Source organism: Streptococcus oralis subsp. oralis (assembly GCF_002096445.1).
GTDB classification, from domain to species: Bacteria; Bacillota; Bacilli; order Lactobacillales; family Streptococcaceae; genus Streptococcus; species Streptococcus oralis_N.
In genome coordinates this window covers 1,307,654-1,332,102 of sequence record NZ_NCUK01000013.1, presented here as the reverse complement: position 1 = coordinate 1,332,102, position 24,449 = coordinate 1,307,654, and the positions used below count along the sequence as shown (strand labels likewise).

Sequence of the window (24,449 nt, the reverse complement as noted above, 5' to 3'; positions counted from 1 at the left end):
GATACACCTGTACCCATGCCGAACACAGCAGTTAAGCCCTAGAACGCCGGAAGTAGTTGGGGGTTGCCCCCTGTGAGATATGGAAGTCGCTTAGCAGAATAGGAAGTTTAGAGACTTCCTTTTTGGGAGTTTAGCTCAGCTGGGAGAGCATCTGCCTTACAAGCAGAGGGTCAGCGGTTCGATCCCGTTAACTCCCATAGGTCCCGTAGTGTAGCGGTTATCACGTCGCCCTGTCACGGCGAAGATCGCGGGTTCGATTCCCGTCGGGACCGTTTAAGATAACGGAAGTTATTTTAGACTCGTTAGCTCAGTTGGTAGAGCAATTGACTTTTAATCAATGGGTCACTGGTTCGAGCCCAGTACGGGTCATATTTGCGGGTTTGGCGGAATTGGCAGACGCACCAGATTTAGGATCTGGCGCTTAACGGCGTGGGGGTTCAAGTCCCTTAACCCGCATAATAGAAAGTAGCCGGCTTAGCTCAGTTGGTAGAGCATCTGATTTGTAATCAGAGGGTCGCGTGTTCAAGTCATGTAGCCGGCATTTTTTTATATAGAATAAGAGGTCGATGCGAACGTAGTTCAGTGGTAGAACACCACCTTGCCAAGGTGGGGGTCGCGGGTTCGAATCCCGTCGTTCGCTTAGAGAGGCCGGGGTGGCGGAACTGGCAGACGCACAGGACTTAAAATCCTGCGATTGGTAACGATCGTACCGGTTCGATTCCGGTCCTCGGCATATAATGATGAGCACCCTTAGCTCAACTGGATAGAGTACCTGACTACGAATCAGGCGGTTAGAGGTTCGACTCCTCTAGGGTGCATTTTTTTATTTAACGCGGGAAGTAGCTCAGCTTGGTAGAGTACTTGGTTTGGGACCAAGGTGTCGCAGGTTCGAATCCTGTCTTCCCGATTCATGGCGGTGTAGCTCAGCTGGCTAGAGCGTCCGGTTCATACCCGGGAGGTCGGGGGTTCGATCCCCTTCGCCGCTATATTGATCTTGTTGGACCTTTAGCTCAGCTGGTTAGAGCTCTCGGCTCATAACCGAGTGGTCGTAGGTTCAAGTCCTACAAGGTCCATTGTAAATAATGGAGGATTACCCAAGTCCGGCTGAAGGGAACGGTCTTGAAAACCGTCAGGCGTGTAAAAGCGTGCGTGGGTTCGAATCCCACATCCTCCTTTTTATATTAACGCGGGATGGAGCAGCTCGGTAGCTCGTCGGGCTCATAACCCGAAGGTCGTAGGTTCAAATCCTGCTCCCGCAATTTGGCTCGGTAGCTCAGTTGGTAGAGCAATGGATTGAAGCTCCATGTGTCGGCGGTTCGATTCCGTCTCGCGCCATATTTTGTTTTATTAAGCGGGTGTAGTTTAGTGGTAAAACTACAGCCTTCCAAGCTGTTGTCGCGAGTTCGATTCTCGTCACCCGCTTTGAACGAAAGTTCATACCAAGTTTTTAAACTTGGGCGCGTAGCTCAGGTGGTTAGAGCGCACGCCTGATAAGCGTGAGGTCGGTGGTTCGAGTCCACTCGTGCCCATTAATAGGAGAATTACTCAAGAGGCTGAAGAGGACGGTTTGCTAAATCGTTAGGTCGGGTAACCGGCGCGGGGGTTCGAATCCCCCATTCTCCGTAAGTTGAGAGCTGCTAGGCTCTTTTTTTGTATGTAAATCCCCCTTTTAACGATTTAGAAGGGGGATTTGTTTATTACCAACTTGTTAGTGATATTTCTCCGCTATTTAGCCAGATAGTATGTTTGTTTGCAAGTTCGACTTGAAGTTGACCAGATTCTGAGATTTCTTTTGCAAGACCTTTATTCAATTTTCCATCTAGCTGGAAGGTAACTTCTTTTCCAAGAACGATTGATCTTTCTTTATAGATATAAAGTAGTTCATCTGAATCCGTATTGTAGAAACAATTCCATATTTCGCTGATGAGCTCATTACGACTAATTGGTGCAGGTGGCATAAATAGGCTGCCTGCTTTTTCTTTTAGGTCATCTGGGAAGTCTGCTATAGAAAAATTTATACCCAGTCCGATAATGACATCTGTAACCAAGCCTGTCTCAACTGATGTCATCGCTTCAGTGAGGATACCTGCTATTTTTTTATTTTTAAAGTAGATGTCATTTACCCATTTGATATCTACTTCTATCATAGTTAGATTTTTAATGGCTTTGTAGACTGCAGCAGCAACCAGGAGAGTATAGGATGGGAGTTTTTCATAGGGAAGGTTTGGTTGAATATGCAGGGACATATAGATTCCCCCCTGAGATGGAGAATAGTAGGGGCGCTGAAAGCGGCCGCGGCCTGCTGTTTGACAGGTTGAAAGATAGAGTGTGTTTCCTTGGTTTCCAGCCTCAATCCCTTCTTTTGCATCTGTTTGGGTTGATTTGGTCTCAGGTTTGTAGCGAATGGTTAAGTTGGTGTTCTCTTGAATCAAATCAGGCAATATCAAATCGCCTTGAATAAGTTTGTAGCCTCTATTTTTGATACTGTCAATTTCTAAGCCTTCTTGTTGAAGACGTTGAATCGCTTTCCATATAGATGTACGGCTTAAATTCAGTTCTTCTCCGATTTTTTCTCCGCTAACATAATCGTTTTCTCTAGCTAATATTTGGTAGACTAGTTGGTGTGATTTCATTGATTTTCCTTTATACAGATTTGTTCTATAGTGATTTTTATAGCTTTCTTTTATTCTACCACAGCTTTCTTTAATTTAGGGAAATGAATAGTTGTAGGGGAGCAATAATTGCTTTGTAAAATTTCTCTCCTTAAAAATTTTTCTAAATATTCACTGATTTTTTCTTTTTGGTAGCGTGTTCACTGTTCCCAAATGACGGAAAAAATGGTAGAATATAAAGATAGTTTAGCATTTATCTTCTGGAGAAATCCAGAACAGAAAGGATCCGTTTTGAAATCAATTGGATTACTGGATAAGATAAGAGGGCTTTCGAAAAAAGATTTCTTTTTGTATTTGATGATCATAAGTATCTTTTTACCTTTTTATTTGTTCTTAGCCCTCTTTGCTTTATATTTGATAGGTTTACTTGTTACTGGGGAGATGAAGGGAATTATCAAAGGATTGGCCAAACATCCTGTACTTCTCTTTTTTATTGCCTACAGTAGTATCATCTCTATCGTCGCCAAGAACTGGCTTGGGTTGGTTGCATCTTTACTGATGTTTCTCTTCCTCATTTTCTTTAGCTTCTACCAGAAACGTCTGACACATGCTTTCTTTCGACTGATACTGCAGACAATCTTGTTTGGTAGTGTGCTCTCTGCTGTTTTTGCTACTTTGGAGCATTTCCAAATTGTAAAGAAATTTAACTATGCCTTTCTTTCGCCCAATATGCAAGTATGGCACCAGAACCGTGCAGAGGTGACCTTCTTTAATCCTAACTACTATGGAATTATTTGTTGCTTCTGTATCATGATTGCCTTTTACCTCTTTACAACGACGAAGTTAAGATGGTTGAAAGTCTTTTGTGTGCTAGCAGGTTTTGTGAATCTATTTGGTTTGAATTTTACGCAAAATAGAACAGCTTTTCCTGCCATCATTGCTGGTGCCATCATTTATCTCTTTACAACTATTAAAAACTGGCGTGCCTTCTGGCTCAGTATTGGTGTTTTCGGGATTGGCCTTTGTTTCCTCTTCTCAAGCGATTTGGGTGTCCGTATGGGAACGCTAGATTCTTCAATGGAGGAGCGTGTTTCAATCTGGAATGCGGGTATGACTTTGTTCAAGCAAAATCCGATTTGGGGTGAGGGTCCACTGACCTATATGAATTCTTTCCCGAGAATCCATGCACCTTACCACGAACACGCGCATAGTCTTTACATCGATACTATTTTAAGTTATGGTCTGATTGGAACCATTCTCCTATCCATTTCTTCGGTTATACCGGTTCACATGATGATGGATATGAGTCAGGAGTCTGGTAAACGACCAATTATCGGTCTTTATCTCTCCTTCCTTACAGTAGTTGCTGTACATGGAATTTTTGACTTGGCTCTCTTCTGGGTACAGTCAGGATTCATCTTCTTGCTGGTTATGTGCAGTCTACCACTGGAACATCGAACACTGGTGTCCGAAATGACAGATTAAGTTAATAAATAGTGAAGATCTTCTACTCTAGGTAGGAGGTCTTTTTTTGTTGGTGAAAATTATTTCTAAATCGAAATAGTTGACAGATGGAACGAGAGGTGTTACAATAAAAAACAATTCGATATAGAAATAAATTGGAGAGATCATGAAAGATAGTCATTTAGTAGCCCATCATATTCGTTTGTTGAATGGGCGGATTTTTCAAAAGTTACTGAGTCAGGATCCTGAGGCTCTTTATCGGAGTGAACAGGGAAAGATTCTCACGGTGTTATGGAAGAGTGAAACGGGTTGCGCTACGGCGACAGATATTGCACTTGCGACTGGTCTCACCAACAATACGCTCACAACCATGATTAAGAAACTTGAGGAGCAAAATCTGGTCATCATTAGCCCATGTGGAATAGATAAGAGAAAGAAGTATGTCAAGTTGACAGAGCGGGGTTGGTCTCAGAAAGAAGTGGGCCTCCGTATTAGTCAAAAACTGGATACTATTTTTTATAAAGGTTTCACTGAGGAAGAAATTCGCCAGTTTGAAAGTTATCAGGAACGCATTTTGGACAATCTGAAAGAGAAAGCAAATGAGGAATAAATCATGTCAAAACAAGTTGAAAATGCCCAAAATCTATATATTCATGCTATTCAAGATGGACGAGTTGCTGAGGCTCAGGCCCAATCTGTAGGAGATACCTACATTCAACACTCGACAGGAGTGCCAGATGGGAAAGAAGGGTTTGCGGCTTTCTTTGCAAATTTCTTTGAGCGCCATCCCGAGCGTGAGATGAAGATTGTCCGTAATATTGAGGATGGCAATCTTGTCTTTGTTCATGTTCATCAATATCCCAATGGCGGGGAAGCTCAATGGGTGACGACAGATACTTTCCGTGCGGATGAGAATGGTCGTATCGTAGAACATTGGGATGTTATTGACTACTATCGAACACCTGAAAACGGCCAATTAGACCAGATTTTTGGTGATTTTGAAATCACAGATTTGGATAAGACAGCAGAAAATAAAAAGTTAGTCCGTCGTTTCTTGACAGAAATCTTTCAAAACGGCAAACTAGAGCAGTGGAATGATTATGTGGCAGAAGATTTGATTCAGCATAATCATGAGATTGGACAAGGAAATCAGGCCTATAAAAATTATGTGGCTGAACATGGTGTTACTTTCGACTTTGTTTTCCAGCTTTTGGGACAAGGAAACTATGTGGTTAGCTATGGGCAGACTCAGATTGATGGAGTTGCCTATGCCCAGTACGATATCTTCCGTTTGGAGAATGGCTTGATTGTGGAGCATTGGGATAATAAGGAAGTTATGCCTAAGGTAGAAGACTTGACCAACCGAGGGAAGTTTTAAAAGGAGATACTAAGATGAAAGCTGTGCTTGTCAAGGAAGCTGGGGGACCAGAAGTTCTGCAGGTTGTGGAAGTTCCAAAACCGACTGTTAAAGAAGGTTGGACCTTGGTCAAGGTGCAAGGATTTGGAATCAACCATAGCGAGATTTTTACTCGTCAAGGACTATCACCGTCCGTTCAATTCCCACGGATTTTAGGAATTGAATGTGTGGGACTTGTAGAGGAGACCAATCGTCCCGATTTGCAGGTCGGGCAGCAAGTCATCTCCATAATGGGAGAAATGGGGCGCGCTTTTGATGGTGGTTATGCTGAGTATGTTTTGCTACCAGATGAACAGGTTTATCCTGTGAGGACAGGGCTTGCTTTGGAAAGTTTAATCGCTCTGCCTGAAACCTACTATACAGCATTTGGCTCTTATTTCAATCTCAAGATTGAAGAGGGAAACCGAGTTCTGGTTCGAGCAGCGACGAGTGGTGTTGGGCTTGCTTTTGCAAAACTTCTCAAGGGGCAATTTCCAAATGTCTATCTAGCGGGAAGTAGCCGTAGTCTGAGCAAGGAAATGCAATTAAAAGAGGCAGGATTTGACCAGGTGATTTTGGACAAGGACGGTGTCTTGCAAACGGAAGAGCAGTTTGACAAGGTCTTGGATCTTGTCGGTCCGAGTGCTATTTTTGATACATTTGCTCGGACGGCAGATGGTGGTATCATCTGTTCTTGTGGCTTGCTGGGCGGTCAATGGACTATTCCAGACTTTGACCCGATCGAAATGCTTTATCGTAATCTCTACTTAACAACCTTTGCTTCTGGTAATGTGTCTCAAAGCAAGCTTCAAGCTTTGGTGGACTTTGTAGAGCGTTATCAGGTAGATGTACGACCTGAAAAAGTATTTTCTATTGAACAAATCCAGGATGCGCATGCTTATCTGGAAAGTAGCCAATCTTTTGGCAAGGTTATCGTAAAAATTGAGGACAAAGAATGATTGAATATAAAAATGTAGCGCTACGCTACACAGAAAAAGATGTTTTGAGAGATGTCAATTTACGGATTGAGAATGGGGAATTTATGGTTTTAGTTGGACCTTCTGGATCCGGTAAGACGACCATGATTAAGATGATTAACCGCCTTTTGGAACCGACTGATGGAAATATTTACATGGATGGCAAGCGCATCAAAGACTATGACGAGCGGGAACTTCGTCTTTCTACTGGTTATGTTTTACAGGCCATTGCTCTGTTTCCCAATCTAACAGTGGCAGAAAATATTGCTCTCATTCCTGAGATGAAGGGGTGGAGTAAGGAAGAAATAGCGACGAAAACAGAAGAGCTTTTGGCTAAGGTTGGTTTACCGGTAGCTGACTATGGAAATCGACTTCCGAGTGAATTATCTGGTGGAGAACAGCAACGGGTCGGCATTGTCCGTGCCATGATTGGTCAGCCTAAGATTCTGCTTATGGATGAGCCCTTTTCGGCTTTGGATGCTATTTCGAGAAAACAGTTGCAGGTTCTGACGAAAGAATTGCATAAAGAGTTTGGAATGACAACTGTTTTCGTCACTCATGATACGGATGAGGCATTGAAATTAGGTGATCGTATTGCTGTTTTGCAGGATGGAGAGATTCGTCAGGTGGCGAATCCCGAGACGATTTTAAAAGCGCCAGCCACGGACTTTGTAGCAGACTTGTTTGGAGGTAGTGTTCATGACTAATTTGATATCAACTTTTCAGGATCGTTTTGGTGACTGGGTAACAGCACTATCTCAACATTTGCAGTTGTCACTGTTGACCTTGTTACTAGCTATTTTTATCGCTATTCCTTTGGCTGTTTATCTTCGCTATCATGAGAAGTTGGCGGACTGGGTCTTGCAGATTGCAGGGATTTTCCAGACCATTCCGTCTCTGGCCTTATTGGGACTTTTTATCCCCTTGATGGGAATTGGAACCTTGCCTGCTTTGACAGCACTAGTGATTTATGCGATTTTCCCAATTTTGCAAAATACCATCACTGGGCTAAAGGGAATTGATCCAAGTCTACAAGAGGCTGGGATTGCTTTTGGGATGACCAGGTGGGAGCGTCTCAAGAAGTTTGAAATTCCACTTGCCATGCCTGTCATTATGTCAGGTATTCGGACAGCAGCGGTGTTGATTATCGGTACGGCAACCTTGGCGGCTTTGATTGGTGCAGGGGGGCTGGGATCCTTTATCCTTCTAGGAATCGACCGTAATAATGCCAGTCTGATTTTGATTGGGGCACTTTCTTCTGCAGTGCTAGCCATTGCCTTTAACTTCTTACTAAAAGTGATGGAAAAAGCGAAATTGCGGACGATTTTTGCTGGTTTTGCCTTGGTGACGGTCTTGCTCGGTCTATCTTATAGTCCAGCTCTTTTGACTCAAAAAGAGAAAGAAAATTTAGTTATTGCTGGGAAATTGGGTCCTGAACCAGAAATTTTGGCAAATATGTATAAACTCTTGATTGAAGAAAATACCAGTATGACTGCGACTGTTAAACCGAATTTTGGGAAAACAAGCTTCCTCTATGAAGCTCTGAAAAAAGGGGATATTGATATCTATCCTGAATTTACTGGTACGGTGACTGAAAGTTTGCTTCAACCAGCACCTAAAGTAGGTCATGAGCCAGAACAGGTTTATCAAGTGGCGCGTGATGGCATTGCCAAACAGGATCATCTGGCCTATCTCAAACCTATGTCTTATCAAAATACCTACGCTGTAGCTGTTCCGAAAAAGATTGCTCAAGAATATGGCTTGAAGACCATTTCGGACTTGAAAAAAGTGGAAGAGCAGCTGAAGGCAGGTTTTACACTCGAGTTTAATGACCGTGAAGATGGAAATAAAGGCTTGCAGTCAATGTATGGTCTCAATCTCAATGTGGCGACCATGGAGCCAGCCCTTCGCTATCAGGCAATTCAGTCGGGCGATATTCAAATCACGGATGCCTATTCAACCGATGCAGAGTTAGCGCGTTATGATTTACAGGTCTTGGAGGATGACAAACAACTCTTCCCACCTTATCAAGGGGCTCCACTAATGAAAGAAGCTCTTCTCAAGAAACATCCTGAGTTGGAGACAGTTCTCAATAAATTAGCTGGTAAAATTACTGAAAGCCAGATGAGCCAGCTCAACTACCAAGTCGGTGTTGAAGGCAAGTCAGCAGAACAAGTAGCCAAAGAATTTCTACAAGAACAAGGTTTGTTGAAGAAATAGCTTGAGAATAGCAAACTCAACTTTGGCTAAACGACCATATAGAAAAATGCTCAGACAATCTTGTCTGGGCTTTTTTGATATTAGAGTTACTAAATGTCATTTAAAATGGAAAATAATACTCAATGAAAATCAAAGAGCAAACTAGGAAGCTAGCCGCAGGCTGTACTTGAGTACGGTAAGGCGACGCTGACGTAGTTTGAATTTGATTTTCGAAGAGTATAAGAGGAAATTTTCAGGATTTTCTAGATTTTTACTGTAAATACACTTGACTATTCAGATAATAGGTGTATAATGTGTTGTGAACTACTTAACAAATAAGGATTTCCAACTCATGTCGACTAAGGATGGAAATCTTGTGTATAGACAGTTCAGTAAATATATAATAGAGCGTTGCGTCCGAAAGTCTATCCAGACACGGCTCTTTAAAAACAAAAGGAGAAGATTATGAAAACAGAACCGATTCATCGTACCAGTATGTGGAAATTTAAGTTAAGTGCTGCCACCATGACTTTGATTCCCGCTGCCGTGGGGATTAACTATGTTGCCAAAGCCTTGGCGGAGGGGTTAAAGTTGCCCGTTTGGCTGGGGTCTTTGGGAACCTTTCTTACCAGCATGTTGGCTGGGCCGGTTGCCGGTGCCATTAGTGGTTTCATCAACAACGTGATCTATGGGCTGACCTTATCGCCAATTTCAACCGTGTATGCGATTACCAGCATCGGAATTGGGATTGCTGTCGGAGTTTTGCACGCCAATGGGTGGTTCTCGTCAGCGCGACGAGTATTTGTTTCTGCTATTATTATTGCCATCGTTTCAGCTGTCATTTCAACGCCACTCAACGTCATCTTTTGGGGTGGTCAGACCGGTATCGCTTGGGGTGACTCATTGTTTGCGGTAATGGTCGCCAATCATGTACCAGTGTGGCTGGCCTCATTTATCGATGAGTTTGTCTTGGATATTTTGGATAAAGTCTGCGTGGCCTACCTGGCATTCTTCATCTATCGTCAGCTGCCGAAGCGGATGGTGCACTTCTTTAGCGATGATAAATGATGACTGATAAAACATTGATTTCTGGAGCGCCACGGGTCAAGCTCAAGTGGTACCAGTTGATCGATCCGATTACTAAGCTCTTGTTCATCTTGGACATGACGTTGTTGAGCTTTGCCAGTATGAATTTATTGCTTCAGGCCGGATTAATTCTTGTCGCAACTCTGCTATTGTTATTTTCCAAATTGAGTTCTACCACCTTTAAGGCGCTGGGATTCAGCCTGTTTCTGATTTGCACCATGCTGATCATCCAAGGGTTATTTTACAGTCGGAATCAAACTGTGCTGTTTTCTGTGCTTGGGGTGTCGTTCTACAAAGAGGGTCTGATTTACGCCACCACTCTGGGTTGTCGAGTATTGGTGATTATTTTGACCAGTGGCTTTTTTATGGTGACCACGAGTATTTCAGAAAACGCGGCCTATTTGGAACTGTCCGGATTGTCTTATAAAACCGTCTACGTTCTGATGTCGGTGTGTTATATTTTGCCGGAAATGATGCGCAATATGCGGAAAATCCAGCAGGCACAAAAAGTTCGCGGAACCAATCCGCAAAAAACGTTGATTCAGAAATTAAAGTCAGTCCTGCCGGTTCTAATTCCATTGGTGATTAAGACCTTGGATCAATCGATGACGCGGTCGATTTCTCTCCAACTGAGAGGTTTTGATAATCTCAACCGGACTGTCAGAACCTCCCAGCGCGTGTATCGCCTGTCGCGGACGCTGCACATTGGTCTGACTGGATTGGCAATTTTATTGATTGGGTGGAAGATATGGACGAAGATAAACGGATTGTAATTGAAAATTTGACCACCCGTTATCCGGGTACTGAGCAACCACAACTGCGTCAGATTAACGCGGAGGTTCATACCGGCCAGGTGGTTGGGATTATCGGGAATAGCCACTCCGGCAAATCGACTTTGTGCCGTGTGCTGGCAGGGGTCATTCCCAAAATTGTGTCTGCTGAGATTGAGGGCGATTGGCACATGTTTGGCCAGCGAGTGTCTGACAATTGGCCTGTTTATAATGCCATGAATGGAGTTGTACTGCAAAATCCAGCTGGCCAACTAAGCGGGTTGGCAGACACGGTTGCCGATGAAATCGCCTTTGACTTGATTAATCAGGGAATGGCTGAAGGACTGATTCAAAAACGGGTTGAAGAAGTTGCCACGCAAATGGGGCTGATTGAACAGCTGAATTTGCGTCCCGAGAGCCTTTCCGGTGGTCAGATCCAGCGGTTGGCAATTGCCACGGCGATTGTGGCTAATCCGGCTGTTTTGATTATGGATGATCCGACCAGTGAGATGGATCCCCTTGGCCGCCGGCAATTTTTCCAATGGCTGGCCCAAGTCAAAGAGACGACTGTCTTCATTGTCACCAGTGAAATTGACGATTTGTGCGAAGTCGCCGACGTTGTGTGGGTGCTGCACGAGGGTCAAATGGTAGCCCAGGGCAGGCCGGGTGAGGTGTTTAATCATTTGGCAGCTGACTGGCAGATTCCAGCCCCGACAATCCAGCAACTTGCTCAAAAAATGGATTGGCACTTGGCTGATGGCCGGTATCCGGTGAATTACGCTGATCTGAAGGAGGTTCGTTATGTCCACAATTGAACTGATCCACCTGTCGTTCACTTATCCGGAACGGTCCTTTAGCTTGGATGTTGAAGACAAACACTTCACCGATCCGATGGTGGCGATTGTCGGCCAAAATGGTGCCGGCAAATCAACGCTCTTCAAATTGTTGACGGGTTTGCTGACACCACAAACCGGTGTGATTAAGATCGATGGAGAAAATTTTAATGATCTTAAACCAGTCGAAAAGTTACTGAAGGTTGGGATTACTTTTCAGAATCCTGACGATCAGCTTTTCAACCCGACCGTTCAACGAGAGGTGGAGTGGAATGTCGCGCAGGTCATGGATGACCACGACACGATTACGAGGCGGGCTTTAGCGGCTCTAAAAAGAGTTGGCTTGGATGATAAAACAGCTGAAAGTCCATATGACCTGTCATTGTCGGAACGCAAGCTGTTGAGCGTTGCCACAGTTTTGGCAGTGGATCCGGCGATTTATTTATTTGATGAGCCGATGATGTCGCTTGATTGGGAAAGCCGGCGCAAGTTGACCGCAATTTTCCATCAGTTGGCTGATTCGGGCCACCAAGTTGTGACCATCACCCATGACATGGATTGGGTCGCCGCCGAGTTTGAGTCGGTGTATGTTATGGAACACGGGAAGTTTGGCTTCGCCGGCAGTCCACGGGAATTGTTCAGCAATCACGAACTTGTCCAGCGAGTGGGATTACTACCACCGCGGATTATGGACATAGCGGAGTCGCTGGGTGATTCACAGACATATTTATCGGTTAATGATTATTGCCAGAAAAATCGAGATGTATAGAAAAAGTCACCTCTGCGGGTTTTCCAGGTTGAAGGATTAACTTCAGCTTCTGGCAAAAACTCACATGGGTGACTTTTGTGTTTAATAACGTTTCATGATCATCGGGTGCTTCCTCAGATCACTCGGTTTGATTTTACTTTGTTTCATGGTCATAATCATATACCATTTCTTTTGGATTTTTTGTTTGACTAATACAAAATAGGTCTTCATAGGTCTTCGCATTTTTAGCGTCCATTAGGATCATCAGTATAATTTTCTGAATTAGGAGACTGTCCCATCACTATTCGAACTTCGTCTCCCAACTTACGCTGTTCCCATTCATCCGTGAATCCTTTAAATCGCAATTCTGGAACTTTCTTTTTAACTGAATCATCTATTTTCGCCATAGTCCCCACCATTTTATTGGTTTTTCTTGTTCTTCTATCCTTTTTTGATCTTTGATTTGTTCCTGTAAATTTTCCAACTTCTCTTTAAGAGCGTTCACTTCATCTTTATATTGATTGTCTAAGTGTTTGAATTCTGTTTCCTGTGAGGGCATTTTGCGGGCTTTTAAGTTATCATTTTCCGCCTTGTATTCTTCTAGCAACTTTTTATCTTGCAAGGCTAATCGTTGTTACTGGTCTAACAAATTAGTTAGTTTTTCTATTTGTTGGTCTTTGCTACTTATTTGTTGGTCTTTGGTATTTGATTTGCTACTACTTTCTACTTTACCTAAAATTATTTTTTCTGCTTTAGAATTTATTAGATTAGACCCATTGGAACTTTTAAGCTGTAATTCTTTTGGTAACCTTTGGTAGTGATATTGAATATTTTGTTTTGTAACACTCAACTCATCCGCCAGCTCTTTGATCGTTTTTAAGTCTTCACTCATGGTTTAAGTCCTGCCTTTTAACCGTTGGTAGATATTGTTCAATGACTTTTTTGAGGTAGCGTGCGATATTATGCTTAGAATATTCTTCACGTCTGCTGGCAACATAAGACAAGTGGTCTTTAACACTATTTAGCCCTCTTAATTCTTTCAGTTCGTCATAGAGGGGGTAAACATGGACTTGCAATTCTGCCATGATTTTTGTATCTTGCATTTCAAACGGACTTAGCAACATATTTTCTAGCAATAGCGTGGTGTACTTGCTTTTCATTGCTTCAATAGCTAGCTTATCTTCGGTTTCTGCTTTGCGTGCTTTATCTTCTTGATAGGCGGTATCTTCTAACTTATAGCTGTTATCGTCTGCTCGACGTTTCTTTCGTAACCAGATATCCAATGTTAAACCGTCCGCATCAATCGCTCGATAGAGATAATGCCAACGCCCCTTAATTTTGATATAGGTTTCATCCATTTTCCACGAATAGAAGGACTGTTTATTTTTCTTTTTCCAGAGATGATAGAGGATTTTACTGTATTCTTGAACCCACCGATAAATCGTAGTGTGACAAACATTTATTCCACGGTCATAAAGCAATTCCTGAACTTCACGATAGCTCAGATTGTAACGTAGGTAATAACCAACAGCGACAATGATGACGTCTTGTTGGAATTGTTTGCCTTTAAAATGATTCATCTCTCAAGCCTTACTAACCTTTTTTCTGCTCTTTGAGAAGCTGAAGGTCGTGCTAGTAACTACCTATTTGGTTTGATTAATTCCATCATTTATCTGGTGCTTGCCCTTCAAAAAGGCTTCTATGGTGAGGTTTTAACAACTCTCTATTTTACAATTATGCAGCCAATTGGTCTCTTGGTTTGGATTTATCAAGCCCAGTTTAAGAAAGAACAACAAGAGTTTGTCGCACGTAAACTAGACGGCAAGGGTTGGACAAAGTATCTTTCTATTAGTGTTCTTTGGTGGTTGGCCTTTGGGTTCATTTATCAGTCTATCGGAGCCAATCGTCCTTATCGCGATTCCATCACCGATGCGACCAATGGGGTTGGGCAAATCCTCATGACAGCTGTTTACCGTGAACAATGGATATTCTGGGCAGCTACCAATGTCTTTTCAATCTATCTCTAGTGGGGAGAAAGCCTGCAAATCCAAGGGAAATACCTAATTTATCTCATCAATAGTCTAGTTGGGTGGTATCAGTGGAGCAAGGCAGCAAAAAGCTCTTAAAAAAGTAAAAAAGGATCAGATGATCCTTTTTTGTGTTAGAGCAAAATGAATAATACCGTAATGATAATAGCGGTCGTTATACGAACGATGTGGTGCGAGATATGTTGTTTTTCTTTCTGTTGGCCGTTCCAGTAGGCTCCATAGCAGACGATACTCGAGCCCACAATCCATAGAAGAATGGTCGCAACTGGGACGAAGTAAAAGATGGCTAGAGCCAGAGAAGTGAGGCAACTGCCGACCAAGATGCACTTATTTCCTAGACTGTAGTTCTTTTGTTTCATGGCTGAAAAAGCAGCAGCAAGGTGAAGCAATGAGAAGGCGAGAGCTAGTACAATTGTTAGTATTCCTAGAATCATCGAAGTTAACATAGTTGGTTCCTTTCTGAGTTACAGGCTTAGTTATCAAGTGGAGTTGTAGAGGTCATCTCCATTACATCAAGGTAAAATCTCACCACTTGCTCTTCGGTATAAGATTTTCCTTTTTTTAGCCACCAAGTTAGAGTCTCGATAAAGTTCGTCACAACAAAATGCTGGAGGTAGGAGGCTGGAATGTTTGGGTAGGCCTCTTGCAAGTCACCCGCCACCATGGGATAAACGTGGTGTTCGAGTTCCTTGTGTAGTTGGCGGAGGAAGTAGTCGTTTTTGGAAAAAAGGAGACTGGTGACATGGTCCTGGTTTTTCTGAAAATGTAAAAAGATATGCGCGAGGTAGTCCTCGGTAGTAAAGTGTCCTTCCCTTTCAAAGAGATGATGAAAGAGGTAGCGACAGAGCTCATCTAAAAGGAGTTCCTTACTTTCGTAATGACAGTAAAAAGTAGAACGTCCAACATCTGCTAGGTCAATGATATCCTGAACAGTAGTGGCATCATAGCCCTTATCGTTCAAAAGTTGTAAAAAAGCTTGATAGATGGCTTTTTTAGTCTTACTAACCCGACGGTCTCTTTTTGGCATATAGACACTTGATACAAACTGTTCAGAACTGAACAGGACTGACAGTTTGCTTCTATCCTTTCTTTGGATTTTATTAGATAATACAAATGAAAGAAGTATGTATATACCCATTATACCAAAGGAGGGAGAGAAATGAGTCCTAAAACATCTATCTGGTTAGCTTTTTTCTTAAATTTAAGCTATGCGATTGTTGAGTTTATCGCAGGAGGAATCTTTGGTTCGAGTGCAGTTCTTGCTGATTCTGTTCATGACTTGGGAGATGCTCTAGCCATTGGTATCTCAGCCCTTTTAGAAACAATCTCAAACCGTGAGGAAGATAGGCAGTACACCTTGGGTTACAAACGTTTTAGTCTTTTAGGGGCCATGCTAACGGCTGTGATTCTTATGATAGGGTCTGTCCTAGTGATTTTGGAAAATATCACGAAGATTGCTCATCCGCAACCCGTTAATGAGAAAGGTATCCTCTGGCTGGGAATCATTGCAGTAGCTATCAATGTGCTAGCAAGTCTGGTAGTTCGTAAAGGAAAGACAAAGAACGAGTCAATTCTTAGCTTGCATTTTTTGGAAGACACTCTTGGTTGGTTGGCTGTCATCCTAATGGCGATTATCCTCCGATTTACAGATTGGTATATCCTCGATCCGCTTTTATCGCTGGTTATTTCTATCTTTATTCTGTCGAAAGCCATTCCTCGCTTTTGGAGCGCACTGAAGATTTTCCTAGATGCTGTGCCAGAAGGGGTCGAGACAAGTGATCTGGAGAAGGATATAGAGGCTCTGACCAATGTCAAAAGTGTTAACCAACTTAGTATTTGGTCCATGGATGGTCTGGAGAATAATGCTATTGTTCACATTTGTATCAAGGACTGGGAGCAGATGATGGAGACCAAAGAAGTGGTGCGTCAATGTTTAGAAGAAAGAGGCGTGCAGAATATCACTATTGAAGTGGATAGCAGTCAAAGCAATCATGCGCAACATAGGCGGAAGGTGAGAGAGTTAGAGTAGAGGCATGGGCATCATTAGTACAAAGTGAAGAATGATTAAGCCCCTATGTTATTTGAAATAGAGTATTTTATTTACTGTTTAAATATTTTAAAAGTTTGATCCTATAAGGCTCTGTATAAACTTTACTTAGTTGTTTGGTAATTTAAAAAATTTTTCTATTAGATGCAAAAAGTTTGACTTGGAGTCAACTCAAAGTTGTATAATAAGATGAATGAGTTATAGTTGCTTAAATTCAGTGAAGATAATGAAAGGAGGCTAGTATATGAATATTAAATCTGCCAGCGATTTATTAGGAATTTCAGCGGATACGATTCGGTATTATGAGCGAGTTGGTCTTGTGCCACCGATTACTCGAACCGCGACTGGAATTCGTGACTTTCAAGATCAGGATATAGAAGCACTGGAATTTATTAAGTGTTTCCGTTCGGCGGGTGTCTCTGTAGACAGTTTAGTTGACTATATGTCGCTCTACCAAAAGGGGGATGAAACGAGAGAGGAAAGGCTTGGTATTTTAGAAGAGGAAAAGAAAAAATTAGAGGAGCGCTTGTCTCAGTTACAGACGGCTTTAAATCGCTTAAATCACAAAATTAAACTTTACAAGGAAGGAAAATTTTAAATGAAATCAGCAGTATATACAAAGGCAGGCCAGGTTGGACTTGCTACAATTGAACGTCCGCAAATTATAGAAGCAGATGATGCTATTATCCGCATTGTCCGTACTTGCGTTTGTGGTTCGGACCTCTGGAGTTACCGTAATCCAGATATTGAATCCGGCCATCAAAATAGTGGGCACGAAGCCATTGGAATTGTCGAAGAAATCGGAGAGGCTATTACAACGGTCAAACCGGGAGATTTTGTCATTGCACCTTTCACCCATGGCTGTGGGGAGTGTGATGCCTGTCGCGCTGGCTATGATGGGACTTGTGACCGCCATATTGGCACCAATTGGTCAGGTGGTGTCCAGGCTGAGTATATCCGTTTCCACTTTGCTAATTGGGCACTTGTGAAAATTCCAGGTCAACCTTCAGATTATAGCGAAGGCATGCTCAAGTCACTTTTGACACTTGCTGATGTCATGCCGACTGGCTATCATGCAGCGCGTGTTGCTAATGTGCAAAAAGGGGATAAGGTTGTGGTGATTGGTGACGGGGCTGTTGGGCAATGCGCTGTCATTGCAGCTAAGATGCGTGGAGCTTCTCAAATTGTCCTTATGAGTCGTCATGAAGATCGCCAAAAGATGGCCTTGGAATCAGGTGCGACAGCTGTTGTGGCTGAACGTGGCGAAGAGGGAATTGCCAAAGTCCGTGAAATCCTTGGTGGTGGAGCAGATGCAGCCCTTGAATGTGTTGGGACTGAAGCAGCCGTAGATCAAGCCCTTGGAGTACTTCACAATGGTGGACGTTTAGGCTTCGTTGGTGTTCCTCATTACAATAACCGTGCGCTCGGTTCTACCTTTGCTCAAAATATTTCAGTGGCAGGTGGAGCAGCCTCAGTTACTACTTATGACAAACAAGTTTTGTTAAAAGCGATTCTTGATGGAGACATCAATCCAGGCCGTGTCTTTACATCAAGTTATAAATTGGAAGATATTGACCAGGCTTATAAAGATATGGATGAACGCAAGACCATTAAGTCTATGATTGTGATGGATTAACAATGAAAATCCTAATGGAGATTTGGGACTCCCTATTAGGATTTTTTGCGTTGGTATATTTGTTGAGTTATGGCAGCGTACTTTCTCTCAAAGTCAGTCTGGTTCCCAGCATGGTTAGGCTAGGGATTTTGCGACCGTGGAGAACTTCCTTGTTAAGAATATCCATACCTGCTCGGCCCATTTCTTCGGTATAGACGGTGACGCTAGAGAGGGGAGGATAGACCTGCTTGGTCAGGCTGGTGTCGTTAAAAGAAATGAGGCTGACGCGGTCTGGTAGGCTGATTCCAGCTTCTTGGAGAGCACGGAGGGCGCCGATGGCTAAACTATCGCTGGCAGCGAAAAAGGCTGGTGGGAGTTGTTCTCCCAACTTGTGAATGGCCTCCTTTATCAAGTCATAGCCAGACTGGGCAGTAAGGCTCCCCTGAAAGACCAGTTCTTCATGGTAGATTCCTTTTGCTTGGGTAATGTCTTTGAAATTTTCTAGCCGCTTATCCTGGATAATTTCTTCCTGGTCGGTTGTTTCCTCAAGACCTGTGAGAATTCCGATACGGTTCATCCCTTGGCTGAGGAAATGGTCTACAACTTGTTTCACAGCAGTGTAAAAGTCAGTAATAATACAGGTGTGTCCCAACGAGAGGGTATCACTGTCTATAAAGACTAAAGGTTTTTGGTATTCTTCAAAGGCTGCAATCTGTGCTCGGCTAAATTTTCCGATGCAGAGAATGCCAATCACTTCTTCGCTCAGAGTAAAAGGATGGTCGTTGAAATAGCGCAAGATATCATAGTCCAACTCTTGGGCTCTTTTTTCAATACCGAGGCGAATCTGGTAGTAGTAGAGATCGTCCAACTCCCCTTGTTCGCTGACCCATTGGATAATGGCAATCTTTTGCTTGGGTTTGTGGGATTCGCCTGTCTTGAGGTGCTTAGTATAGCCCAGCTCTTCAGCGACAGTTAAAATACGGTGTCTGGTTTCTTCTGTAACAGATAGACTCTGGTCGCGATTGAGGACACGAGATACGGTCGCGATAGAGACAGAGGCTAGCTGTGCAATGTCTTTTAAGGTAGCCATCAATCCTCCTCCTTTTAGGTTAGTATATCATATTTTTCTTCTTTTTACCGATTATTTAGTAAAACTTTAGTAAAAAGGATTGACCTTGGTAAAAGTCTTGGATACAATAGAAGAAAACGATTACACGTTAAGGCGACTTAACGGACAGTTAAAGGAGAATTCATATGACACAAGATCTTACTACTGAAGCCCTTCGCAAAGACTTTCTTGCCGTTTTTGGTCAAGAAGCAGACCAAACTTTCTTTTCACCAGGTCGTATCAATTTGATTGGTGAACACACGGATTACAATGGTGGACATGTTTTCCCAGCAGCTATTTCCTTGGGAACTTATGGGGCGGCTCGCAAACGTGACGACCAAGTCTTGCGTTTCTACTCAGCCAACTTTGAGGACAAGGGTATCATCGAAGTGCCTCTTGCTGACCTCAAGTTTGAAAAAGAGCACAACTGGACCAACTATCCAAAAGGGGTTCTTCATTTCTTGCAAGAAGCTGGACATGTGATTGACAAAGGGTTTGATTTTTATGTTTATGGGAATATCCCAAATGGTGCTGGCTTGTCTTCATCAGCATCCTTGGAACTCTTGACAGGGGTCGTGGCAGAGCATCTCTTTGATTTAAAACTAGAGCGTTTGGATTTGGTTAAAATCGGAAAACAAACAGAAAACAACTTTATCGGAGTCAACTCTGGTATCATGGATCAGTTTGCTATCGGTATGGGGGCAGACCAACGTGCTATTTACCTAGATACCAACACTTTGGAGTACGACTTGGTGCCACTTGATTTGAAAGACAATGTCGTTGTTATTATGAACACCAACAAACGCCGTGAACTGGCGGATTCTAAGTACAATGAACGTCGTGCTGAGTGTGAAAAAGCAGTGGAAGAATTGCAAGTTGCCTTGGACATTCAGACCTTGGGTGAATTGGACGAGTGGGCTTTTGATCAATACAGCTATCTGATTAAAGATGAAAATCGTTTGAAACGTGCTCGCCATGCTGTGCTTGAAAACCAACGTACCCTTAAAGCTCAAGCAGCCCTTCAAGCAGGTGATTTGGAAACATTTGGTCGCTTGATGAATGCTTCTCACGTCTCTCTAGAACATGACTATGAAGTAACTGGTTTGGAATTGGACACACTTGTCCACACAGCTTGGGATCAAGAAGGTGTTCTCGGTGCTCGTATGACAGGAGCAGGTTTTGGTGGCTGTGCCATTGCCTTGGTGCAAAAAGATACTGTTGAGGCCTTTAAAGAAGCTGTAGGCAAGCATTATGAGGAAGTCGTTGGATACGCTCCAAGCTTCTATATCGCTGAAGTTGCAGGTGGCACTCGCGTCCTTGACTAGTCAAAAGGAGGCTCTATAGTGACCTTAGTAGATAAATTTGTAACACATGTCATTTCTGAAAGTTCATTCGAAGAAATGGATCGAATCTACCTGACCAATCGTGTTTTAGCACGAGTAGGCGAAGGTGTTTTGGAAATTGAGACGGATTTGGATAAAGTGATTGACCTCAAGGACCAGCTTGTCGAGGAGGCGGTTCGATTAGAGACGATTGAGGATAGTCAGACTGCGCGTGAAATCCTTGGTGCTGAACTGATGGACTTGGTGACCCCTTGTCCAAGTCAGGTTAATCGTAACTTTTGGGAAACCTATGCTCACTCTCCTGAGCAGGCGATAGGGGATTTTTATCAGCTCAGTCAGAAAAATGACTACATCAAACTCAAGGCCATTGCTAAAAATATTGCTTATCGCGTTCCATCAGACTATGGGGAGCTTGAGATTACCATTAACCTCTCTAAACCTGAAAAGGATCCAAAGGAGATTGCGGCAGCTAAGTTGGTGCAAGCTAGCAATTATCCTCAGTGTCAGCTTTGTCTAGAGAATGAGGGCTACCATGGTCGGATAAACCACCCAGCTCGCAGCAATCACCGCATTATCCGTTTCGAAATGGTGGGTCAGGAGTGGGGCTTCCAGTATTCGCCCTATGCTTATTTTAATGAGCACTGTATTTTCTTAGACGGCCAGCACCGTCCCATGGCCATTAGTCGTCAGAGTTTTGAGCGCCTGCTGGCGATTGTAGAGCAATTTCCAGGCTATTTTGCAGGTTCGAATGCCGACCTTCCAATCGTGGGAGGCTCTATTCTGACTCATGATCACTATCAGGGAGGCCGTCACGTATTTCCTATGGAATTGGCTCCCATGCAAAAGACTTTCTGTTTTGCTGGATTTGAGCAAGTCAAGGCTGGGATTGTCAAGTGGCCTATGTCAGTGCTGCGTTTGACCTCGGATTCTAAAGAGGATTTGATCAACTTGGCTGATAAGATATTGCAGGAATGGCGCCAGTATTCAGCCCCTGAAGTCCAGATTTTAGCAGAGACAGACGGGACACCGCATCACACCATTACACCCATTGCCCGTAAACGAGATGGACAGTTTGAATTGGACTTGGTCTTGCGGGACAATCAGACTTCGGTAGAGCATCCGGATGGCATCTATCATCCCCACAAGGATGTCCAACATATCAAGAAGGAAAATATCGGCTTGATTGAGGTCATGGGCTTGGCTATCTTACCACCACGTCTGAAAGCAGAAGTGGAGCAAGTTGCCAGCTATCTTGTAGGCGATGATGAAGCAGTTGCCTCTTATCATCAGGAATGGGCAGACCAGCTCAAAGATCAACATCCGGACCTAGCGGATAAAGAAAAAGCCCTTGAAATCGTCAAGGACTCTGTGGGCGCTATTTTTGCGCGTGTTTTGGAGGACGCAGGGGTTTACAAGCAGACGGAACAAGGACAGGTAGCCTTTATGCGCTTTGTAGAACAGGTAGGAATTTTACCAGACTAGGAGCTTTCTCCTTGCACAGTCCTATAAAAAGTAGTATCATAGTGTCGTTTGAACTATCAGGAGGAAACGATGAAAGATTTTCATTTTGACGCTATATCGGCCTTTGAAAATTACGAAATTGAACAAATGAGAGATGGTCACGTTGTGGTGACGACCAAAGTAGTGGACTCGTCGCTCAACTATTATGGCAATGCCCATGGTGGCTATCTCTTCACTCTTTGTGACCAGATCAGTGGTTTGGTGGTCATTTCACTAGGGCTTGATGGAGTGACGCTTCAGTCCTCTATCAACTACCTCAAAGCAGGAAAACTCGACGATGTGCTGACCATTAAAGGAGAATGTGTCCATCAAGGTCGCACAACCTGTGTCGTGGATGTGGATATTACCAATCAAGAAGGCAGAAATGTCTGCAAAGCCACCTTTACCATGTTTGTCACAGGCCAGCGGTCAGAAGACAGACAGGTAAGGATATAGATAAACAAAAAAGAGGCTCACACCTCTTTTTCTTATTTCTTCTTCCTGTTTAATACTGCATTGAGAACAATGGCTAGTAAGCTGGCTACGACAATTCCGTTTGAGAAGAACATTTGGAAGGCTGTTGGCATGCTGACAAAGAGATTACTATTGTTGAGTCCGACACCTGCAGCGATGGAGACAGCTGCGATAAGGAAGTTGTGTTCATTGTTAGCAAAGTCAACGCGGGCGAGGATTTGCATCCCTTGAAGGGAAACAAAACCAAACATCACCAGCATGGCCCCTCCAAGGACAGGGCTTGGAATGATTTGGGCGAGGGCACCAAACTTAGGAAGGAGTCCAAGGAGGACTAGGAAACCAGCTGCGTAGTAGATTGGCAGGCGGGTCTTGATACCTGACAATTTAACCAACCCAACGTTTTGTGAAAATCCTGTGTAAGGGAAGGTGTTAAAGATTCCTCCGAGAAGGACAGCTAAACCTTCTGCACGATAACCGTTGCGCAGGCGCGTGCTGTCGATTGGATCTTTCGTGATATCAGACAAGGCCAGGTAAACACCAGTCGACTCAACCATAGACACCGTTGCGATGATACACATCATGACAATAGATGAGATTTCAAAGGTTGGCATCCCAAAGTAGAGAGGAGTTGGGACATGGACAAGCGGTGCTGCCGCAACAGGGGAGAAATCAACCAAGCCCATGGAAGCAGCAATAGCAGTTCCAACGACCAACCCAATCAAAATAGAGATAGACTTGATAAATCCTTTGGTAAAGATGTTGATCAAGAGGATAATCAGAACAGTGATAGCTGCAAGCAAAAGGCTTTGACCAGTTGGCTCTGGGACATTATTTCCCATATTTCCAATAGCGACAGGAATTAAGGTCAATCCAATCGTGGTAATGACAGAGCCTGTTACGATAGATGGGAAGAGATTGGCAACTTTTGAGAAAATACCTGAAATCAGAACCACATAAATCCCTGATGCGATAAGGGCACCAAACATAGCCCCACTACCGTGACTCTGCCCAATCATAATCAAAGGAGCGACGGATTGGAAGGCAACTCCGAGAACGACTGGTAGTCCAATCCCAAAGTATTTGTTGAGTTGGAGTTGAAGGAAGGTGGCCACCCCACACATGAAGATATCTGTGGAGATCAGGTAGGTCAACTGCTCAGCTGAATAGCCAAGAGCTGTCGCAATCATGATGGGAACCAGGATAGAACCTGAGTACATGGCTAGTAAGTGTTGCAAGCCAAGAACGGCTGCTTGTGAATGTTTTTCTTGTTTTTGCATTAGAGATCTGCCTCCTTAAATACGACCTGACCATTTTCAAAACGATCCAAGCGAGCCAGTGATAGGACGGGATATCCTGCTTTTTTAAGCAAATCACGACCATCTTGGAAAGATTTTTCAATCACGATACCAATCGCTTCAACTTTTGCTCCTGCTTGTTCGATGATTTGGATCAAGCCTTTGGCCGCTTGGCCATTAGCAAGGAAATCGTCAATAATCAAGACCTTGTCCTCAGGTGAGAGGAATTTTCCAGCGATGGAAACGGTGCTGGTCACCTGCTTGGTAAAGGAGTAGACTTGGGCAGTTAAGATTCCTTCGTTCATGGTGATGTTTTTAGCTTTCTTGGCGAAAATCATGGGGACATTCAAGGCTTCTGCTGTAAAAATAGCTGGGGCAATACCTGACGCTTCAATGGTTACGACCTTGGTAATGCCAGCAGAAGCGAATTTGTCCGCAAATACCTTACCAATCTCTCGCATCAAGCTAAAGTCAACTTGATGGGTTAAAAAGGAATCCACCTTGAGGATGTTGTCACTCAAGATATGCCCATCCTCAAGGATGCGCTCTTCTAATAATTTCATAAGACCTCCTAAAGTCTAAAAGATGCTTCATTTGCTTGTCTAGATGTTTCTATAGTGATTTAGTTTGCTAATAATGTATATGTATAATACTAGTGCGAGCGAAGCGAGTTTTACTAGATATTTCCCGCTGTAGTGGTATCATATACAATAATCTTGTTATTGTATATGACGGGATTTTTGAGAGTAAAATAGTTCGGGGAACTATTTTAGCCTAAGCCTAGAAATGAAAGAGCTAGGGGCTCAAAAATTAGGGATGAAATTCCCTGGATTCCTGAAATTATCCACAGGATAATTTCACTCCCGTCCGCACTAAATAAGGGAAATATTAAAAATATTATATTTAACCTTGAAGGCTAGCCTTAGCAAAATAC

The 24,449-nt window shown here is 43.3% G+C and carries 25 protein-coding genes, 17 tRNA genes, 1 rRNA gene and 3 pseudogenes; 35 read left to right on the top strand and 11 right to left on the bottom strand.

The genetic code is table 11. The annotated features are described in order from the left end of the window. The 18 genes from rrf to B7721_RS09895 form a co-directional block, all read left to right on the top strand. A 5S ribosomal RNA gene (gene rrf / locus B7721_RS09980) occupies positions 1-95 on the top strand; the annotation flags it as partial. A 29-nt stretch (positions 96-124) separates the two neighbouring features. Then, positions 125-197 (top strand) — tRNA-Val (locus tag B7721_RS09975). 2 nt (positions 198-199) lie between these two features. Beyond that, positions 200-272: transfer RNA gene (locus B7721_RS09970), tRNA-Asp, on the top strand. A 24-nt stretch (positions 273-296) separates the two neighbouring features. Next, positions 297-369, top strand: a tRNA-Lys gene (locus B7721_RS09965). A gap of 5 nt (positions 370-374) precedes the next feature. After that, positions 375-456: transfer RNA gene (locus tag B7721_RS09960), tRNA-Leu, on the top strand. Between the two features lie 12 nt (positions 457-468). Further along, positions 469-541 (top strand) — tRNA-Thr (locus tag B7721_RS09955). Between the two features lie 27 nt (positions 542-568). Then, positions 569-640: transfer RNA gene (locus B7721_RS09950), tRNA-Gly, on the top strand. A 7-nt stretch (positions 641-647) separates the two neighbouring features. Then, positions 648-733, top strand: a tRNA-Leu gene (locus B7721_RS09945). A gap of 11 nt (positions 734-744) precedes the next feature. Continuing rightward, positions 745-818: transfer RNA gene (locus B7721_RS09940), tRNA-Arg, on the top strand. A 15-nt stretch (positions 819-833) separates the two neighbouring features. Next, positions 834-907 (top strand) — tRNA-Pro (locus tag B7721_RS09935). Between the two features lie 5 nt (positions 908-912). Next, positions 913-986: transfer RNA gene (locus B7721_RS09930), tRNA-Met, on the top strand. Positions 987-999: 13 nt separating this feature from the next. Next, positions 1,000-1,073, top strand: a tRNA-Ile gene (locus B7721_RS09925). Positions 1,074-1,084: 11 nt separating this feature from the next. Beyond that, a tRNA-Ser gene (locus B7721_RS09920) sits at positions 1,085-1,174 on the top strand. Positions 1,175-1,185: 11 nt separating this feature from the next. After that, positions 1,186-1,259 (top strand) — tRNA-Met (locus B7721_RS09915). Between the two features lie 3 nt (positions 1,260-1,262). Further along, positions 1,263-1,335: transfer RNA gene (locus B7721_RS09910), tRNA-Phe, on the top strand. A 16-nt stretch (positions 1,336-1,351) separates the two neighbouring features. Beyond that, positions 1,352-1,422, top strand: a tRNA-Gly gene (locus B7721_RS09905). A 33-nt stretch (positions 1,423-1,455) separates the two neighbouring features. Next, positions 1,456-1,529: transfer RNA gene (locus B7721_RS09900), tRNA-Ile, on the top strand. A gap of 6 nt (positions 1,530-1,535) precedes the next feature. Next, positions 1,536-1,623, top strand: a tRNA-Ser gene (locus B7721_RS09895). A gap of 74 nt (positions 1,624-1,697) precedes the next feature. Here B7721_RS09895 and birA read toward each other — a convergent pair. Further along, positions 1,698-2,633, bottom strand: coding sequence for a bifunctional biotin--[acetyl-CoA-carboxylase] ligase/biotin operon repressor BirA (gene birA, locus B7721_RS09890; RefSeq protein WP_084878849.1), 936 nt, complete (start codon positions 2,631-2,633; stop codon positions 1,698-1,700). A gap of 270 nt (positions 2,634-2,903) precedes the next feature. Here birA and B7721_RS09885 point away from each other — a divergent pair, with 270 nt between their 5' ends. The 10 genes from B7721_RS09885 (at position 2,904) to B7721_RS09835 (ending at position 12,106) form a co-directional block, all read left to right on the top strand. After that, positions 2,904-4,097, top strand: a complete 1,194-nt coding sequence (locus B7721_RS09885) for an O-antigen ligase family protein (RefSeq protein ID WP_025170970.1) — start codon at positions 2,904-2,906, stop codon at positions 4,095-4,097. A 145-nt stretch (positions 4,098-4,242) separates the two neighbouring features. Then, on the top strand, positions 4,243-4,686 hold the full coding sequence (locus B7721_RS09880) for a MarR family winged helix-turn-helix transcriptional regulator (RefSeq protein WP_084878848.1): 444 nt from the start codon (positions 4,243-4,245) through the stop codon (positions 4,684-4,686). A 3-nt stretch (positions 4,687-4,689) separates the two neighbouring features. Then, on the top strand, positions 4,690-5,454 hold the full coding sequence (locus B7721_RS09875) for a nuclear transport factor 2 family protein (protein WP_084878846.1): 765 nt from the start codon (positions 4,690-4,692) through the stop codon (positions 5,452-5,454). Positions 5,455-5,468: 14 nt separating this feature from the next. Further along, positions 5,469-6,431, top strand: coding sequence for a zinc-binding dehydrogenase (locus B7721_RS09870; protein ID WP_084878844.1), 963 nt, complete (start codon positions 5,469-5,471; stop codon positions 6,429-6,431). Further along, the gene (locus B7721_RS09865) at positions 6,428-7,156 is read left to right on the top strand and encodes an ATP-binding cassette domain-containing protein (protein WP_084878842.1); all 729 of its coding nucleotides are present in this window, start codon (positions 6,428-6,430) and stop codon (positions 7,154-7,156) included. Before B7721_RS09870 ends, B7721_RS09865 begins: the two co-directional genes overlap by 4 nt. Continuing rightward, positions 7,149-8,669, top strand: a complete 1,521-nt coding sequence (locus B7721_RS09860; protein ID WP_084878841.1) for an ABC transporter permease/substrate-binding protein — start codon at positions 7,149-7,151, stop codon at positions 8,667-8,669. Before B7721_RS09865 ends, B7721_RS09860 begins: the two co-directional genes overlap by 8 nt. Before the next feature lie 444 nt (positions 8,670-9,113). Further along, positions 9,114-9,716: an ECF transporter S component gene (locus B7721_RS09850; RefSeq protein WP_084852524.1), complete on the top strand. Its 603-nt coding sequence runs from the start codon at positions 9,114-9,116 to the stop codon at positions 9,714-9,716. Beyond that, on the top strand, positions 9,716-10,507 hold the full coding sequence (locus B7721_RS09845; protein ID WP_193431832.1) for an energy-coupling factor transporter transmembrane component T: 792 nt from the start codon (positions 9,716-9,718) through the stop codon (positions 10,505-10,507). The genes B7721_RS09850 and B7721_RS09845 overlap by 1 nt, the downstream gene beginning before the upstream one ends. Continuing rightward, on the top strand, positions 10,483-11,319 hold the full coding sequence (locus B7721_RS09840) for an ABC transporter ATP-binding protein (protein WP_000343048.1): 837 nt from the start codon (positions 10,483-10,485) through the stop codon (positions 11,317-11,319). The genes B7721_RS09845 and B7721_RS09840 overlap by 25 nt, the downstream gene beginning before the upstream one ends. Beyond that, on the top strand, positions 11,306-12,106 hold the full coding sequence (locus tag B7721_RS09835; protein ID WP_000103842.1) for an energy-coupling factor ABC transporter ATP-binding protein: 801 nt from the start codon (positions 11,306-11,308) through the stop codon (positions 12,104-12,106). The genes B7721_RS09840 and B7721_RS09835 overlap by 14 nt, the downstream gene beginning before the upstream one ends. A 224-nt stretch (positions 12,107-12,330) precedes the next feature. Here B7721_RS09835 and B7721_RS10145 read toward each other — a convergent pair whose 3' ends face one another. From B7721_RS10145 to B7721_RS10415, 5 genes and pseudogenes are all read right to left on the bottom strand, one after another. Then, positions 12,331-12,492: a hypothetical protein gene (locus B7721_RS10145; protein ID WP_001062367.1), complete on the bottom strand. Its 162-nt coding sequence runs from the start codon at positions 12,490-12,492 to the stop codon at positions 12,331-12,333. Then, the gene (locus B7721_RS09830; RefSeq protein ID WP_002879850.1) at positions 12,480-12,707 is read right to left on the bottom strand and encodes a hypothetical protein; all 228 of its coding nucleotides are present in this window, start codon (positions 12,705-12,707) and stop codon (positions 12,480-12,482) included. Before B7721_RS09830 ends, B7721_RS10145 begins: the two co-directional genes overlap by 13 nt. A 12-nt stretch (positions 12,708-12,719) precedes the next feature. Then, on the bottom strand, positions 12,720-12,977 hold the full coding sequence (locus B7721_RS09825) for a plasmid replication protein (RefSeq protein ID WP_001287840.1): 258 nt from the start codon (positions 12,975-12,977) through the stop codon (positions 12,720-12,722). Further along, positions 12,970-13,290: pseudogene (locus tag B7721_RS10420) on the bottom strand (DNA replication protein); the annotation flags it as partial. The pseudogene B7721_RS10420 and the gene B7721_RS09825, both read right to left, overlap by 8 nt. A gap of 24 nt (positions 13,291-13,314) precedes the next feature. Then, positions 13,315-13,665: pseudogene (locus tag B7721_RS10415) on the bottom strand (IS6 family transposase); the annotation flags it as partial. A gap of 39 nt (positions 13,666-13,704) precedes the next feature. On the opposite strand from B7721_RS10415, the pseudogene pnuC reads away from it, so the two are divergent. Then, positions 13,705-14,211 (top strand): annotated as a pseudogene (pnuC, locus tag B7721_RS09815) (nicotinamide riboside transporter PnuC); the annotation flags it as partial. A gap of 35 nt (positions 14,212-14,246) precedes the next feature. Here pnuC and B7721_RS09810 read toward each other — a convergent pair. Further along, the gene (locus B7721_RS09810) at positions 14,247-14,579 is read right to left on the bottom strand and encodes a hypothetical protein (protein WP_000958143.1); all 333 of its coding nucleotides are present in this window, start codon (positions 14,577-14,579) and stop codon (positions 14,247-14,249) included. A gap of 26 nt (positions 14,580-14,605) precedes the next feature. Further along, complete coding sequence (locus B7721_RS09805; RefSeq protein WP_001126072.1) at positions 14,606-15,160, bottom strand: TetR/AcrR family transcriptional regulator; 555 nt, start codon at positions 15,158-15,160, stop codon at positions 14,606-14,608. Between the two features lie 132 nt (positions 15,161-15,292). Here B7721_RS09805 and B7721_RS09800 point away from each other — a divergent pair, with 132 nt between their 5' ends. The 3 genes from B7721_RS09800 to B7721_RS09790 all read left to right on the top strand — a co-directional run bounded on the left by B7721_RS09800 (position 15,293) and on the right by B7721_RS09790 (position 17,816). Next, positions 15,293-16,162: a cation diffusion facilitator family transporter gene (locus B7721_RS09800; RefSeq protein WP_000074679.1), complete on the top strand. Its 870-nt coding sequence runs from the start codon at positions 15,293-15,295 to the stop codon at positions 16,160-16,162. A 262-nt stretch (positions 16,163-16,424) separates the two neighbouring features. Then, positions 16,425-16,778: a stress response transcriptional regulator NmlR gene (nmlR, locus tag B7721_RS09795; protein ID WP_001022628.1), complete on the top strand. Its 354-nt coding sequence runs from the start codon at positions 16,425-16,427 to the stop codon at positions 16,776-16,778. Further along, positions 16,779-17,816: a zinc-binding dehydrogenase gene (locus tag B7721_RS09790; RefSeq protein WP_000833748.1), complete on the top strand. Its 1,038-nt coding sequence runs from the start codon at positions 16,779-16,781 to the stop codon at positions 17,814-17,816. A gap of 67 nt (positions 17,817-17,883) precedes the next feature. Here B7721_RS09790 and galR read toward each other — a convergent pair whose 3' ends face one another. Further along, positions 17,884-18,885 (bottom strand): DNA-binding transcriptional regulator GalR, encoded by a 1,002-nt coding sequence (gene galR, locus B7721_RS09785; RefSeq protein WP_084878837.1) that lies wholly within the window; start codon positions 18,883-18,885, stop codon positions 17,884-17,886. Between the two features lie 164 nt (positions 18,886-19,049). On the opposite strand from galR, the gene B7721_RS09780 reads away from it, so the two are divergent. The 3 genes from B7721_RS09780 (at position 19,050) to B7721_RS09770 (ending at position 22,202) form a co-directional block, all read left to right on the top strand. Beyond that, positions 19,050-20,228, top strand: a complete 1,179-nt coding sequence (locus B7721_RS09780) for a galactokinase (protein ID WP_084878835.1) — start codon at positions 19,050-19,052, stop codon at positions 20,226-20,228. Positions 20,229-20,246: 18 nt separating this feature from the next. Beyond that, positions 20,247-21,728: a UDP-glucose--hexose-1-phosphate uridylyltransferase gene (locus B7721_RS09775; RefSeq protein WP_084878833.1), complete on the top strand. Its 1,482-nt coding sequence runs from the start codon at positions 20,247-20,249 to the stop codon at positions 21,726-21,728. Between the two features lie 69 nt (positions 21,729-21,797). Next, complete coding sequence (locus B7721_RS09770; RefSeq protein WP_000651223.1) at positions 21,798-22,202, top strand: PaaI family thioesterase; 405 nt, start codon at positions 21,798-21,800, stop codon at positions 22,200-22,202. A gap of 32 nt (positions 22,203-22,234) precedes the next feature. On the opposite strand, the gene B7721_RS09765 is transcribed toward B7721_RS09770, so the two are convergent. Together B7721_RS09765 and B7721_RS09760 are read right to left on the bottom strand one after the other, a co-directional pair. Further along, positions 22,235-23,497, bottom strand: a complete 1,263-nt coding sequence (locus tag B7721_RS09765; protein WP_001171644.1) for a nucleobase:cation symporter-2 family protein — start codon at positions 23,495-23,497, stop codon at positions 22,235-22,237. Continuing rightward, on the bottom strand, positions 23,497-24,078 hold the full coding sequence (locus B7721_RS09760) for a xanthine phosphoribosyltransferase (RefSeq protein WP_084878832.1): 582 nt from the start codon (positions 24,076-24,078) through the stop codon (positions 23,497-23,499). The genes B7721_RS09765 and B7721_RS09760 overlap by 1 nt, the downstream gene beginning before the upstream one ends. Between the last annotated feature and the right edge of the window lie 371 nt (positions 24,079-24,449).

Bases quoted from the DNA above. Each gene is read 5' to 3' on its own strand.
- birA (WP_084878849.1), bottom strand. From the start codon at position 2,633: ATGAAATCACACCAACTAGTCTACCAAATATTAGCTAGAGAAAACGAT.
- B7721_RS09880 (WP_084878848.1), top strand. From the start codon at position 4,243: ATGAAAGATAGTCATTTAGTAGCCCATCATATTCGTTTGTTGAATGGG.
- B7721_RS09875 (WP_084878846.1), top strand. From the start codon at position 4,690: ATGTCAAAACAAGTTGAAAATGCCCAAAATCTATATATTCATGCTATT.
- B7721_RS09870 (WP_084878844.1), top strand. From the start codon at position 5,469: ATGAAAGCTGTGCTTGTCAAGGAAGCTGGGGGACCAGAAGTTCTGCAG.
- B7721_RS09865 (WP_084878842.1), top strand. From the start codon at position 6,428: ATGATTGAATATAAAAATGTAGCGCTACGCTACACAGAAAAAGATGTT.
- B7721_RS09860 (WP_084878841.1), top strand. From the start codon at position 7,149: ATGACTAATTTGATATCAACTTTTCAGGATCGTTTTGGTGACTGGGTA.
- B7721_RS09850 (WP_084852524.1), top strand. From the start codon at position 9,114: ATGAAAACAGAACCGATTCATCGTACCAGTATGTGGAAATTTAAGTTA.
- B7721_RS09845 (WP_193431832.1), top strand. From the start codon at position 9,716: ATGACTGATAAAACATTGATTTCTGGAGCGCCACGGGTCAAGCTCAAG.
- B7721_RS09840 (WP_000343048.1), top strand. From the start codon at position 10,483: ATGGACGAAGATAAACGGATTGTAATTGAAAATTTGACCACCCGTTAT.
- B7721_RS09835 (WP_000103842.1), top strand. From the start codon at position 11,306: ATGTCCACAATTGAACTGATCCACCTGTCGTTCACTTATCCGGAACGG.
- B7721_RS10145 (WP_001062367.1), bottom strand. From the start codon at position 12,492: ATGGCGAAAATAGATGATTCAGTTAAAAAGAAAGTTCCAGAATTGCGA.
- B7721_RS09825 (WP_001287840.1), bottom strand. From the start codon at position 12,977: ATGAGTGAAGACTTAAAAACGATCAAAGAGCTGGCGGATGAGTTGAGT.
- B7721_RS09810 (WP_000958143.1), bottom strand. From the start codon at position 14,579: ATGTTAACTTCGATGATTCTAGGAATACTAACAATTGTACTAGCTCTC.
- B7721_RS09805 (WP_001126072.1), bottom strand. From the start codon at position 15,160: ATGCCAAAAAGAGACCGTCGGGTTAGTAAGACTAAAAAAGCCATCTAT.
- B7721_RS09800 (WP_000074679.1), top strand. From the start codon at position 15,293: ATGAGTCCTAAAACATCTATCTGGTTAGCTTTTTTCTTAAATTTAAGC.
- nmlR (WP_001022628.1), top strand. From the start codon at position 16,425: ATGAATATTAAATCTGCCAGCGATTTATTAGGAATTTCAGCGGATACG.
- B7721_RS09790 (WP_000833748.1), top strand. From the start codon at position 16,779: ATGAAATCAGCAGTATATACAAAGGCAGGCCAGGTTGGACTTGCTACA.
- galR (WP_084878837.1), bottom strand. From the start codon at position 18,885: ATGGCTACCTTAAAAGACATTGCACAGCTAGCCTCTGTCTCTATCGCG.
- B7721_RS09780 (WP_084878835.1), top strand. From the start codon at position 19,050: ATGACACAAGATCTTACTACTGAAGCCCTTCGCAAAGACTTTCTTGCC.
- B7721_RS09770 (WP_000651223.1), top strand. From the start codon at position 21,798: ATGAAAGATTTTCATTTTGACGCTATATCGGCCTTTGAAAATTACGAA.
- B7721_RS09765 (WP_001171644.1), bottom strand. From the start codon at position 23,497: ATGCAAAAACAAGAAAAACATTCACAAGCAGCCGTTCTTGGCTTGCAA.
- B7721_RS09760 (WP_084878832.1), bottom strand. From the start codon at position 24,078: ATGAAATTATTAGAAGAGCGCATCCTTGAGGATGGGCATATCTTGAGT.